Source organism: Limimaricola pyoseonensis (assembly GCF_900102015.1).
In the GTDB taxonomy this organism is placed as follows: Bacteria; Pseudomonadota; Alphaproteobacteria; order Rhodobacterales; family Rhodobacteraceae; genus Limimaricola; species Limimaricola pyoseonensis.
Genome location: NZ_FNAT01000006.1, coordinates 1 through 13796 on the forward strand (window position 1 = coordinate 1; position 13796 = coordinate 13796).

A 13796-nucleotide genomic window follows, 5' to 3' on the forward strand; every position below is an offset into this window, starting at 1 on the left:
CGCTGGCGCTGCCGGTGACCGATGCCAACGACGCGCCGACCATCGGCGGGACGATCGCCGGTGTCACCGCCACGACCGGCGAGGCGACCTCCGTGTCGCTTGCGGGTCTCGTGCTCGCGGACGAGGACGCGGCCGACACGCCGGTGCTGTCGGTGCGCCTTGCCGACGGCAGCCCGCTGCCCGACGGGATCACGCTGAACGGCAGCACGCTCGACGTCGCGGACAGCCTGCCCGCCGGCAGCTACGAGATCGCGGTCTTCGCCAATGACGGCGTCGCGGACTCGGCGGCTCCGGTGACCTTCACGGTGACGGTCTCGGATGCCACGGTCCTGTCGCTCGGCGCCGCGAGCGGCATCGAGCAGGGCGATGACGGGGTCACCACCCTGCTTCTGCCGGTCAGCGCCAGCGTCGCCGCCGCCGCCGAGGTGTCGGTGAGCTACGCGATCAATGGCGGCGCGCCGCAAACCGCGCTTCTGGCGCTCGGCTCGGACGGCACCGGATCGCTTGCCATCGAGATCGGCAACGACGACCTCGCCGATGGCGACAGCTCGGTCAATGTCGCCCTGATCGACACCTCCAGCGCGGGCTTCGCGGTGAACACGACCGCCGTCACCGCCACGCTGACAGAGGATGACTTCGCCCCCGTGGCGGTCGACGACACGACGAGCGTCCAGGAGGGCCAGAGCCTCACATTCGATCCCGCGGCCAACGACACGGATGCCGACAGCGCCGATCTGACCGTGACCGCGATCGACAATGCCAGCGCCGGCATCGTCACCCTGAACGGCGACGGCACCGTCACCGTCGACGCCACCGGCGTCGCGGCCGGACAGGCGATCACCTTCGACTACACGGTGGCGGATGCGGGCGGGAACACCGCCCAAGGCTCGGCCAGCGTCGATGTGTCGGCCTTCAGCCCGCCCACAACCATCCGGGTCCAGGCGGAGGATTTCGACACGGCCAACGTCTTCGCCACGCAGAACCAGAACGCGGCCGACGGGCAGGTGATCTACCTGACCAGCGGCGCGGCCGGCAGCGCGACCTACAACCTGGCCAACTGGGGCATCGCGGCGGGTCTCTACAACGTCCAGATCGCGCTCTTCGACGAAAGCGACGGTGAAAGCACGCTCGGCTTCGAGATCTCCTCGACCGACGTCGGCGGCACGTCCGAAAGCTTCGTCCTCGACGACGACGCGACCAGCGGCAACGCGGCGCAGCCCTCGAGCTTCCGGATGAAGACCTTCGCGGATGTCGAGATCGGTGCCGACGGTGTGATGACCCTCACCGGGACGCGCGACGCGGGCGAGTTCGGCCGGATCGACTATGTCGAGTTCACCCGCACCGGCGACCTGGGCGGTGGCGGCACCGGCGACAACGGCGCGCCCTTCGTGCCCTTCCCGCCGGCCCAGCAGGTGATCGACGAGAACGCGCCCTATTCGCTGGACGTGGCCGGCCTGTTCGTGGATGCCGAGGAAGAGGCCTTCACCGTGGCCCTCGCCAATGGCGACACGCTGCCCGCGGGCCTCGTGCTCGATGCCGCCGGAACCCTGTCGGGCCAGCCGAGCGAGCCGGGCAGCTACACGGTCTCCTTCGTCGCGACGGATGTCGCGGGCAATGTCTCCGCGCCGCAGCAGGTCAGCTTCGTCGTCAACGACGTCAACGAGGCGCCCGAGAGCACGGGGATCGCGAACCAGTCGCTGACCGCCGGCGCCTCGGCGCAGTTCGATGCCGGCGCGGCCTTCTCCGACCCCGACGCGGGTGACGTGCTGACCTTCTCCGCCGACACGGCCGTTCCCGGCCTCGACTTCGACACCACGACGGGCATCTTCTCCGGCACGCCGACGGCGGCCGGGTCCTACCAGGTCACGGTCACCGCGACCGATGGCGGCGGTCTCTCGACCTCCGAGACCTTCGTCTTCACCGTCCAGCCGGGCGGCGACGGCCGCGAGTCCATCCTGATCCAGGCCGAGGACTTCCAGCTGACCAGCGGCTTCTTCGAGGAAAGCTCGAACGGCATCACGCGCATCCGCCTGCAGGGCGATTCCACCGGCGAGGCGATCTACGCGCTGGATCCCACCGGGGCCAGCGGCAGCTATGATGTCAGGGTCCGCTTCTTCGACGAGAACGACGGCGTGTCCTCGGCGACGATCTGGTCGGTGAATGACGAGATCGAGACGGAGCTGGGAAGCTGGATCTTCGACCAGGATGGCGGCGGCAGCGCCGCGCAGCTGCAGAACCTGCGGATCCTGACCTTCCCGGGCCTCGACGTGCAGCCGGGAACCGCGCTGAAGATCACGGGCCAGTCGGACACGGACGAGTTCGTGCGGATCGACTACGTCGAGCTGGTGCCCACCGGCAATGCCGGCGGCAACTTCGCCCCGACGGTCACCAACCAGATCGAGGACCAGACCATCGCCGGCCTCGACGTGTCGATCGACCTGTCGAGCGTCTTCGCCGATCCCGAGGAGGACGCCCTGACCTACGGCGTCATCGTCGATCCGGCTGCGCCGGGGCTTTCGATCGTGAACGGCGTGCTGACCGGGGCGCTTCCGGCGGGCGGGACCTACACCGTCACCGTGACCGCCACGGACGGGCCCGGCGCGTCGAACGTGACGGTCTCCGACACCTTCGTGATCACCTCGACCGACACCAACGAGGCGCCGACGCTGGTCAGCGCCCCGGTCGAGCCCATCGTGGTGCAGGAGGACGGCTCGCTCGAGGAGCAGATCGTGTTCTCGGACCCGGACGGCGTGACCTATTCGCTCGCCGACGGGTCGCCGGGCTGGATCGAGATCGACGCCGAGGCCGGCTTCCTGACCGGAACGCCCGGCAATGACGATGTCGGCAGCGTCGAGGTCGATGTCATCGCGACCGACGGGCGCGGCGCCTCGACGATCGAGACGCTGACCTTCACGGTCGAGAACACCAACGACGCGCCCGAACTGGGCGTGCCGCTCGCGGGACAGGCGGCGGTGCTGGGACAGGCCTTCAGCTACGCGCTGCCCGCCGGGGCCTTCACCGACGTGGACGCCGCCGACGTGCTGACCTACTCGGCGCAGCTGGCGGACGGCTCGCCGCTGCCCGGCTGGCTGTCCATCGATCCGGCGACGGGCACCCTGTCCGGCACGCCCGACAGCGCCGCCGATCTGAGCGTCGTCGTCACCGCGACCGACCAGGCCGGGGCGAGCGTGGCCGCGCCGGCCATCGCCGTGACGGTCGAACAGCCGGTGGTGTCGCAGGACCCGATCGTCATCGAGGCCGAGGACTTCACCGACATCCGGTCGCCCTACGTGGTCAACACGATCACCAAGGCGTCGGGCGGCGAGGTCATCCGCCTTCCGGGCGAGACCACGGGCACGGCGGCGACCGACCTGTCGGCGGTGCCGGCCGGCACCTACACTCTGAGCGTCTCGTTCGTCGACGAGACGGACGGTATCTCCTCGGCGGTGGCCAAGATCGGTGACATCGTCATCGGAAGCTGGAACTTCGACGGCACCGCGCCCAAGGACGCCGGCCCCGAGGCGGCCACCGGCACCTTCGCGCAATCCGGCAACTTCCGCACGATCCCCTTCGACACGGTGTTCACCGTGGGCCAGGGGTCGGTCCTGTCGCTGGAGGTCACCGCGAAGGACGGCGAGTTCGGCCGGATCGACAAGGTGACGCTGACCCCCAGCGCGGCGCCGAACGCGGCGCCGACGATCACCCTGCAGGGTGCGCCCGGCGCGCTCGCGGCGGAGACCGACACGAGCCAGCCGGTGAAGATCGCCGATATCGTCATCGCCGATGACGGGGTCGGCACCAACGCGCTGGGGCTCGCGGGCGCGGATGCGGGTCTGTTCGAGATCACGGGCTCCGAGCTGTTCCTCAAGGCGGGCACCGATCTTTCGGCCCTGGCCGGGCCGCTCGACGTCACGGTCACGGTCGACGACATCGCGGTGGGGGCCACGCCGGACGACAGCGTGACCCTGAGCATCGATGTCACGGCCGCGAACGCCGCGCCGACGCTGACGGGGCCCGCCGCGGTGACGGTGGACGAGAACCAGACCGGGGTGGCGGCCTTCACGGCCACCGACCCGGATGTCGGCGACACGCTGAGCTTCACGCTGGGCGGCACCGACGGCGCGCTGTTCGACATCGACGCCGCGGGGGTGCTCACCTTCAAGCAGGCGCCGGATTTCGAGGCGCCCGGTGACGCCGACGGCGACAACGTCTACGACGTGACGGTCTCGGTCGGCGACGGGGTCAACGCGCCGGTGTCGTCGGATCTCGCCGTGACCGTGGCCGACGTGGCCGAGACCGCGCTCGAGCAGGTGGTCCTGCGGATCAACGCCTTCGGGCCGGAGGTCGCCGCCAGCGACGGCGGGCCGGCCTGGCAGGGCGACGGTCTCGGGGCGGCGAACAGCCCGTATCTGAGCACCACGCAGGATCGCGGCGACAGCTTCGGCTATGCCGGCGCGCCCGGCGCCATCCCGGCCGACGTGCCGGAGGCGGTTCTCGACACCGCTCGTTCGAGCGACGCGTCGTTCTTCTACAACATCCCCGTCGCGGATATCGGCGGGCCCGGCAGCTACCGCGTGAACTTCTACATCGCGGAGCTGTTCGCCGGGGCGCAGGCCGGCAACTTCCGGAGCTTCGACGCCTCGGTCGAGGGGACGGTGCCGGTGCAGCTCGACAACATCGACCCCGGTGCGCAGTTCGGGCCGGATGTCGGCATCCTCTCGGCCGAGGTGGTGGTCACGGATGGCGAGCTGAACATCGGCATCCTGAAGGATCTGATCGAGGGCCAGCAGAACCCGATCGTCAACGCGATCGAGGTCGTGAAGCTCGCGGGCGGCGTCACCGACACGACCGCGCCCGCGGCCACCGTCGCCCTGACCCAGCCGGCCGATGCCAACGGCCCGCTCCTGGTCGCGGTGACGCTCACCGACGACAGCGGCATCGACGCCGCGACGCTGGGGAGCGAGGATCTGCAGCTCTCCATCGGCGGCACCGACACGAGCGCTGCGATCACCTTCACGGGCTTCGCGAATGGCGTGGCGAGCTACGAGGTCGCGGCACCGGCCGGCGGCTGGACCGACGGCGCGCAGATCGGCATCACGCTCAAGCCCGGCGAGGTGTCCGACGGTGCCGGCAACGTCAATGCCGCGGCGACCGCCTCCGCGACGCTGAACATCGGTGGCGGTAGTGACGAGGTGCTGCTGCGGATCAACGCCTTCGGGCCCGAGGTCGCGGCCAGCGACGGCGGACCGGTCTGGCAGGGCGACGGTCTCGGGGCGGCGAACAGCCCGTATCTGAGCACCACCCAGGATCGCGGCGACACCTTCGGCTATGCCGGCGATCCCGGCGCCATCCCCGCCGACGTGCCGGAGGCCGTCATGGACACGGCGCGCTCGAGCGACTTCCCGTTCTCCTACGACATCCCGGTGGCGGCGCTCGACGGCAACGGCAACTACACCGTCCGGCTCTACCTCGCCGAGCTGTTCACCGGCAACCAGGTGCCCGGCGAGCGGATCTTCGACGTCGCGATCGAGGGGCAGATCCTCGGCGATCTCGACAACATCGATCCGGCGGCGCTCGGGGACGGGACCGATGCCACGGTCATCAGCTACAACGTCACGGTCGATGACGGCGAGCTCAACATCGACTTCCTGCAGGACATCTCGGACAACCCGATTGTCAACGCGATCGAGATCGCCAAGTATTCGGGCGAGGTGCCCGATCCCAACGGCGGCGGCGGCGATCCCGACGAGGCGATCGAGATCCTGCAGGGGCTGAGCGGCATCGACAGCGGCGCGACCTATGGCAGCAACCAGACCGGCGCGGCGACGCTGGAGATCATGAAGGGCTCGAACAGCGTCCAGGCCTCCAACTTCGGCGGCGGGTCGTTCCAGCTGACCAATACGGGCGACAAGCAGATCGCGGCGGTGGTGATCGACTTCCGCGACGCCATCTACGGCGACTCGGTCATCGACTATGACGGCACGGCCGGTGACACCTCGGCCAAGGAGTTCGCGCTGCAGAGCGGTGCCAGCGCCACCGGCGCGATCACCGAGCCGGTCGGGGGGCAGGGCGACGGTCTCAGCCTCGCCGACAGCTACCTCTTCCCCGGGGCCGAACCCGTTCCGGGCGGCAATGGCGCGACCGGCGGCTTCAGGGGGCTCCTGCTGCGGTTCGACGGCTCGTCGGGCGGCTTCTCGAACGGCGAGAGCATCGGCTTCGCCGGCGACATGGACCCGAACTCCCTTGCCGCGATCGCCAAGAGCGCGGTGGACTCGGGCGCGGTCAATAGCTGGGACGTCGGCGGCGTCTCGGGGGCCGAGCTGATCGGGTCGTCCTTCACCGTGCTGTTCGATGACGGAACGACCGCGACCGGCTACCTCGGATCCGACGGCAGCCAGGCGGGCAGCGTCGGGACCGCGACCCAGGCGGCCGCGCCGCAGACCGCGAGCGTCACCGTCAACGGCGCCAGCGGCGCGGGCATCTACGGCGGCACCACCCCCGAGATCGTGGTGACGGGCCCGGCCAACGCCACCGTCCTCGTGACCATGTCGAAGGGCCTGAACCCGGTCACGAACAGCTCCGGCGGGGTGGCCGACCTCGTGGAGGCGCGGCTCGACAACGCGCATCCCGCCTTCCCGGTCTCGAACGCCGCGGACTTCCAGACCTTCGAGGTGACGCTCGACGGCTCCGGCACCGCGACGCTGCCCGGCAACGCCTTCGACTACAACAACGCAGGCGGCGGGCAGAACTTCTCGGGCACCGCCTATACCGAGGGCTTCGCCACGGCGCCGATGGTCATCGCGGCCTCGGTCGTCAACGGTGCGGGCGAGCCGCTGGGCCCGGTCGACCGGGTGTACCTGACCTCGAACGGCGTGCCGGTCTCGGGCGGCGGCGGCGGCACCGGGGCCGAGGGCCATTACCAGGGCATCGGCACCCCGGGCGGCAACTACCGCTTCAAGGTGCAGATCGAGGACCAGAACGCCAATGGCGGCACGGATCCGGGCGGCAAGTGGAGCTTCGTCGACGCGCCCGACGCCCAGGGCCGCCAGTCCGGCTTCCAGGGTGACGGCTACTACCTGTTCGGTTCGAACACGAGCACCCAGCTGAACGGCGTCAACGCGAACGAGGTGCTGAAATACACCATCGAGGTGCCCGAGGGCGCGACCGGCATCTACAACTTCCGGTTCCGCGTCTCGCGGGACGGCGAGGCGGCCAGCGACCAGCAGAACGACATCTGGCTGAACTTCGGCAAGGCCGGCAGCGGCGAGAGCATCGAGGCCTACCTGACCGAGCCCTCCGACGTGGCCGAGCCGACGAGCCAGGGCCACGTCAAGGTGTTCGGCGGGCCCAACAACGGCAGCTGGGGCAACGCCTCGTCCGTGGACGGCGATCCCGGCAACTTCGCGGCGCAGGTCGCGATCACCGAGCCGGGGCTCTACACGGTCTCCATCGCCGGCCGCAGCCAGGGCTATCACATCGACTTCTGGGAGCTCTACAAGGGCACCGCGCCCGGCGTGAACGCGACGAACTCGCAGTTCGTTGCGACCGGCGACACCGTGCCCGGCGTGGTCGATCCGATCGACGACCTTTCGATCCTGGTCGGCGCCGGCGCGACGATCTCGACCGACGGCACCTTCGTCGATCTCGACGGCGATCCGCTGACCATCACCGCCAGCATCCCGCAGGCGGCGCAGGGCTTCGTCAGCTTCGCCGACGGGATCTTCACCGTCAGCAATGCGCAGATCGGCAGCTACACGCTGACGGTCAGCGCCGAGGACGACGACGGCAACATCGCCACCGACAGCTTCGAGCTGAACGTGACGCAGGAGCCGGTCGGCCCGGAGCTGAACGTCTCGGTCGTCTCGGGCGGCATCACGGTGGATGCCGACCTGCAGACCGGCGACAGCTATGCCCTGACCGATTTCGCCGGAACGGTGGTCTTCAGCGGCGAGTTCACCTCCGGCACGGCGGCCTCGGTGGATCTGGTGCTACTGAAGGACGGGCAGGTCGTGGGATCGCAGGTCGAGAACGTCACGCCCTTCGACCTGAGCATCGCGACCTCGGGCCTGTCGGCGGGGGACTACACGCTCGTCGCCGAAAGCTACAGCGGCACCGGCGGCACGGGCGCCCTGCTCGGCAGCCAGAGCTTCGGCTTCTCGGTGACGGGGGAGGGCGGCGGGACGTCCGGCGACATCTCCTCGACCCTGATCTCGGCGTCGAGCGACTACGAGACGCGGGCGAATGTCGGGCTGAGCGGATCGGACGACTACGAATGGCAGGCGGCCACCGACTTCGTCGCCATGCGGTTCGCCGGCCTCGGCCTGAACGACGCCCCGGTCGCCTCGGCGACGATCACCCTGACGGCCAAGGGCAACGGCGCCATTCCGAACCTCGACGTGCTGATCGAGAACACGGCGAACCCCGCCGCCTTCACCAACTCGCGCAGCGCGGTCGAGAACCGGAGCTACACCGACTTCGGCGACAGCTTCGTCTTCACGCCCGGGACCGTCAGCAACGGCTCGAAGGTCCAGCTGGACGTCACCGACCTTGTGAACGCGTTCCTGGCGCAGGCGGGCGACCAGTCGACCGACAGCCTCGTCTTCCAGCTCGACGCGCTGGCGGCGTCGAACGCGGCGGCCGGGTTCTGGGCCGCGGCGGATGAGGGCAAGTCGAACGCCGGCCTCGCCCCGACGCTGAACATCACCTACGACGACCCGCTCATCTAGGACCGGGTCACGACGAAGAGGCGGGCCGGGCGTTCATCGCCCGGCCTGTTTCTTTCCGGCCGGTGCTATGCGCGCCGAGACCGGCATCGAGGCGCGCAGCGGCATCCAAGGGGGATCTCCACCAAGCCGGTCGATGGTCTGTGCTTGGCTTGGCACCTGACGCAGGAGCGCGCCGCATGGCCAACGCCTGCCTCAAGGGCTTCGATGCGTGCCGATGCAGAGCTGTGAATTCGACTTCTCGCCATGATGCAGGAACTGAAGCTGGACCGCGCAGGGGTCGCGGTGGGGCCGCGCCGCCTCGTTTGCGAACACTCCGGCATGACGCCGGCATTCGATCCCGGAACGGGCAGTGCCTTTGCGTGTCTGATCGGCAATGCAGCCCGAACGCAGTCCGCGACGCAAAAGGCCGGGCTCTTTCGGAGCCCGGCCTCGTTGCTTCGCAAGCCGTGATTCAGCTCGGCGTCACCTCGGCGCCGAAGAGGTAGATCTTCTCGTCCGGGCGCGGCTCCCAGTCGATGCGATCGCTCACGCCGTAGAAGTCCGGCTGGAAATAGAGATGCAGCCAGGGGCCGTCCTCGTAGAACACCTCGAGCATCTCGTCGATGATCACTCGGCGCTCTTCATCGGTCTCGGCGGCGTTGATGTCGGCCCAGCGGTCGAACCAGCGCGGGTCGTCCCAGTGGGTGTAGTTGGTTCCGGCATCGACGGCGGAGAGGTCGGCCATGTCGTAGAGCGGCGACCACAGCGCCCCGCCCGAGCCGATGAAGTAGAGCGGGCCGGCGTTGCGCTCCCGGATCAGCGGGATGTAGACGCTGGACCATTCCATCAGGTCGAGCTCGACGTCGAGGCCGACATCGCCGAGATACTGCGCGATCGCCTGCACGACGCTGGCGTCGTTGAGGTAGCGGCCCGGCCCGGCCTGGAACCGGATCGAGAAACGGTTGCCGTCGTCGCCGCGCGGCCAGCCGGCCTCGTCGAGCATCTGCTCGGCCATGTCCGGATCGTAGGGGTAGGGCTCGAGCGACTGGTTGGCGTTGGGCGGGTTGACGATGCCGGTCATCCGCTCGCACTCGAAGTTCAAGAGCTGCTTGCAGATCGTCGGCACGTCCACCGCGTATTGCAGCGCGCGGCGCACCATCGGGTCCTGGATCGCGTCGCCGCCCGGCTCCTGCGCCATGGCGTCGGAGAGGTTGAAGCCGACATACATGCGGCGGGTGCCCTGGATCGGGATCACCTGCGCGCCCTCGCGCGCGTTGATCGCGTCCATCTGGTCGGGCGAGACGTTGGCGATGATGTCGACATTGCCGGCGATCAGCTCGGCGGCACGGGTCGAGGCCTCGGGGATGATCCGCCAGACGATCTTCTCGAAATTGGCGTTGTCGCCGACCTTCTCGAGCACGATCTCGGAGCCGCGGGTCCAGTCGGCGAGCCGGTACTGGCCCGAGCCGACCGGGTTGCTCGAGGCCTCGTCGAGGCTCATCGCCTCGTAGCTGTCCTTGCAGTGGATGTAGACCTCGTCGATCAGGCCGAAGGCGATCGGGTTCGGCTGGCCGAGATTGATCTGCACCCGCCGCTCGTCCAGCGCCTCGGCGCTCTGGAAGTCGATCGAGCTGAAGATGAAGCCCGGCGTGTTGCCGGTGAAGCCGTTCTCGGGGTCGGCGGCGCGGTTGAAGGAATAGGCCGCGTCCTCTGCGGTCAGCGCCTCGCCGTCATGGCAGGTCAGGCCCTCGCGCAGCGTGTAGGTGTAGGCCATCCCGTCCTCGGAGACCTCGTAGCTCTCGGCCAGGTCCGGGGTCTCGGTGCCCTCGCCGTCGATCGTGTAGAGCGTCCCGAAGATGTGGCGCGCGATGTTGGCGTTGTCGCGCGAGGAGATCGCGGCCGGGTCGAAGGTCGTGATGTCGGCGCTGAGGCCGACCACGACCGTGTCGTCGGCCGGCGCGGCGAGGGCGGCGGTCCCCATGAGGCTCCCCGCCAGACCTGCGCTCAGCAGGCGGTTGAAGACAGGCATTCGCATTTCCTTTCACCTGTTGGTCGGATAGTGCCCGCCACGCTTCTTCGCGTCGTGGACGGGCCGGGAAACCGGCGCCTGCCGCCTGTTGTCGGAGGGGCCGGAATTCAGTGTTCCTGTGCGATCGTCTCCGGGTTGAGCTCGTCCAGGTTGCGGGTGTGGTCGGAGATCAGCTTCACCGCCAGTTCCATGTCGCGCGCCTCGAGCGCGTCGACGATGGGCGGGTGGTTCGCGGCGATCTCGTGCAGCTGGGGCAGGTCGCGGTTGCGCAGCGCCATGATCTGGTGGATCCGCAGGTAGAGGTTCTGCCACGAGGCGAAGAGCAGCTCGTGGTCGGAGATTCCGATCAGCGTGCGGTGGAAGGTCTCGTCGGCCGAGATCACGCCCTCGAAATCGTTGCGCTCGGCGGCCTCGAGCATCGCCGCGCAGGGCGCGCGCAGCGCCTCGACCGAGGTGCCGCGCTCGATGATGCGGCGCACGGCCATGACTTCGTAGACCTCGCGCAGCGAGTAGATCTCGGCAACCTCGCGCGGGGTGAGCGGCTTCACCCGCTTGCCCTTGTAGGCGATGGTCTCGACCAGGCCGTCATTCTCGAGGATCTGGATCGCCTCGCGGATCGGCGCCCGCGAGACGTTCATCTGCTCGGCCAGCGCGGTCTCGACCAGCGGCGTGCCGGGCTTGAGGCGGCCGTTCAGGATCGCGGCGCGCAGGCGGTTGGCGACCTGCACGCGCAGCGGGACGTTCTCGATCGGGCTGATATCCGCCAGGCCCGCGCTCGCCGCTGTTCCGGTGGAGTTCATCTGGTGTTCCTCTCTATGTCTCGCCCGGTGCCGCGACGGTGGTGTTCCTGTGGGGACGGAATCGGGGCAGGGGCGCAGCGGTCGATCTAACGTCGAGGCCCGAATGTCGAGTCCAATCGCCTGATGACGAGAGTAAGTAGTCTGTATGTTGTCGACAACCTGTCAGATGACAATGAGGCGAAGCAGGGCGTCGAGTCAAGTGTCAGCTCCTGATCGGAGGGCGGTTCGTCAGCGGGTCTTGATGCAGGCGCTCAGATGCCCGGTCCCGACCGCCTCCAGCGGCGGCACGACCCGGGCGCATTCGGCGTCGGCCAGCGGGCAGCGGGTGCGAAACACGCAGCCGGAGGGCGGATCGATCGGGCTGGGGATGTCGCCCTTGAGGATCACCCGGTCGCGGCGGCGCCCCGGGCGCGGCTGCGGTGCGGCCGAGAGCAGCGCCCGGGTGTAGGGATGGTTGGGCCGGGCGTAGATGTCCTCGGAGCGGCCCATCTCGACGATGCGGCCGAGATACATGACGATCACCCGGTCGCAGAAATGCTCCACCACGCCGAGATCGTGGGCGATGAAGAACATGGTCAGGCCGAGATCCTGGCAGAGATCCTCGAGCAGGTTGATCACCTGCGCCTGGATCGAGACGTCGAGCGCCGAGACCGGCTCGTCTGCGACGATGAACTCGGGCTCGACCGCCAGCGCACGGGCGATGCCGATGCGCTGACGCTGGCCGCCGGAGAACTCGTGCGGGAAGCGCTCGAGATGCTCGGTGCCGAGGCCGACCTTCTCGAGCAGCGCCACCACCCGGTCGATGCGGTCGGACTCGCTGCCGATGCGGTGCAGCCTGAGCGGGTGCGAGACGATCTCGCGCACCTTTTCGCGCGGGTTCAGGCTGGCGAAGGGATCCTGGAAGATGATCTGCATCCGCTTGCGGTAGGCGCGCATCTCGCGGGTCGAGAGCGACATGATGTCGGTGCCACCGAAGCGGACGCTGCCGGAGGTCGCCTCCTCGAGCCGCAGCAGCGTGCGGCCGACCGTGGTCTTGCCCGATCCGCTCTCGCCCACGAGGCCGACGACCTCGCCGGGGGCGATCTCGAAGGAGACGTCGTTGACGGCCTTCACCTGTGCGGTGACGCGGCGCAGCACGCCGCCATGGATCGGGAAGTGCTTCGACAGGTTCTCGACCTTGAGCAGGGGCTGGGTCATGGGGTCTCCGGCGTGTCGAGGGTGATGTCCTGCCAGCGGGCGCAGCGCACCTCGCGCCCGCCGGGGATGCGCTCCAGCGGCGGCGGGGTCTGGCAGACCGGCGCGGCGTGGGCGCAGCGCGGCGCGAAGCGGCAACCCGGCGGCAGCGAGAACAGCGACGGCACGGTGCCGGGAATGGCCTTGAGCCGCTCGCGGCGGCGCGACCCGCGGCCCAGGCGGGGGATCGAGTTCATCAGCCCGGCGGTGTAGGGCATCCGGGGCGCGTCGAAGATCTCCGCGACCTCGCCGCTCTCGACGACCTGGCCCGCATACATGACGACGACGCGGTCGGCGATCTCGGCCACGACGCCGAGGTCGTGGGTGATGAAGATGATCGCCATGCCCATGCGCGCCTGCAGGTCGCGCAGCAGCTCGAGCATCTGCGCCTGGATCGTCACGTCGAGCGCGGTGGTCGGCTCGTCGGCGATCAGCAGCCGCGGCTCGCAGGAGATGGCCATGGCGATCATCGCCCGCTGGCGCATGCCGCCGGACATCTCGTGCGGGTAGTTGTCGACCCGGCGGCCGGGCTCGGGGATGCCGACGAGGTCGAGCATCTCGATCGCGCGCCGGCGCGCCGCGGCGCGGTTCAGCCCCTGGTGCCGCATCACCACCTCGGAGATCTGCCGGCCGATGGTGTGGACCGGGTTGAGGCTGGTCATCGGCTCCTGGAAGATCATGCCGATCTCGCGGCCGCGGATGTCGCGCATCTGCGGCTCGTCGAGGCCGAGCAGGTCGCGGCCGTCGAGCCGGATGCTGCCGCCGGTGACGCGGCCGGCGCCCTTCGGCAGCAGGCCCATGATCGACAGGCTGGTGACCGACTTGCCCGAGCCGGATTCCCCGACGATGGCGAGGGTCTCGCCGGGGGCGAGGTCGAAGCTCACCCCGTCGACCGCCCGGACCGACGACTTGCCGACCCGGAAGCTGGTCTGGAGATCCCGGACCTGCAGCAGCGGCCGCCCGGCCGCCGGCCCGGCCCGCGGCGGCGCTGCATTTTCAGGTTCCGCTGTCATGGTCATGGCGGCATCC

Annotated in this window: 5 protein-coding genes; 1 reads left to right on the plus strand and 4 read right to left on the minus strand. The window is 69.3% G+C overall.

Going from position 1 to position 13796, the window contains the following annotated elements; translation table 11 throughout:
* The first annotated feature begins 14 nt into the window (after window positions 1–14).
* The gene (locus BLT43_RS12965) at window positions 15–8726 is read left to right on the plus strand and encodes a putative Ig domain-containing protein (RefSeq protein WP_207497544.1); all 8712 of its coding nucleotides are present in this window, start codon (window positions 15–17) and stop codon (window positions 8724–8726) included.
* Window positions 8727–9177: 451 nt separating this feature from the next.
* Here BLT43_RS12965 and BLT43_RS12970 read toward each other — a convergent pair whose 3' ends face one another.
* From BLT43_RS12970 to BLT43_RS12985, 4 genes are all read right to left on the minus strand, one after another.
* A complete protein-coding gene (locus BLT43_RS12970) occupies window positions 9178–10734 on the minus strand; it encodes an ABC transporter substrate-binding protein (protein ID WP_090113499.1) in 1557 nt (518 codons plus the stop codon).
* Between the two features lie 107 nt (window positions 10735–10841).
* A complete protein-coding gene (locus BLT43_RS12975; protein ID WP_090113501.1) occupies window positions 10842–11534 on the minus strand; it encodes a GntR family transcriptional regulator in 693 nt (230 codons plus the stop codon).
* A gap of 228 nt (window positions 11535–11762) precedes the next feature.
* Window positions 11763–12731: an ABC transporter ATP-binding protein gene (locus BLT43_RS12980; protein WP_090113502.1), complete on the minus strand. Its 969-nt coding sequence runs from the start codon at window positions 12729–12731 to the stop codon at window positions 11763–11765.
* Window positions 12728–13780, minus strand: a complete 1053-nt coding sequence (locus BLT43_RS12985; RefSeq protein WP_090113778.1) for an ABC transporter ATP-binding protein — start codon at window positions 13778–13780, stop codon at window positions 12728–12730. Before BLT43_RS12985 ends, BLT43_RS12980 begins: the two co-directional genes overlap by 4 nt.
* Window positions 13781–13796 lie beyond the last annotated feature (16 nt).

Coding starts and splice junctions, on each gene's coding strand:
- BLT43_RS12970 (WP_090113499.1), bottom strand. CDS start 10,734: ATGCCTGTCTTCAACCGCCTGCTGAGCGCAGGTCTGGCGGGGAGCCTC.
- BLT43_RS12975 (WP_090113501.1), bottom strand. CDS start 11,534: ATGAACTCCACCGGAACAGCGGCGAGCGCGGGCCTGGCGGATATCAGC.
- BLT43_RS12980 (WP_090113502.1), bottom strand. CDS start 12,731: ATGACCCAGCCCCTGCTCAAGGTCGAGAACCTGTCGAAGCACTTCCCG.
- BLT43_RS12985 (WP_090113778.1), bottom strand. CDS start 13,780: ATGACAGCGGAACCTGAAAATGCAGCGCCGCCGCGGGCCGGGCCGGCG.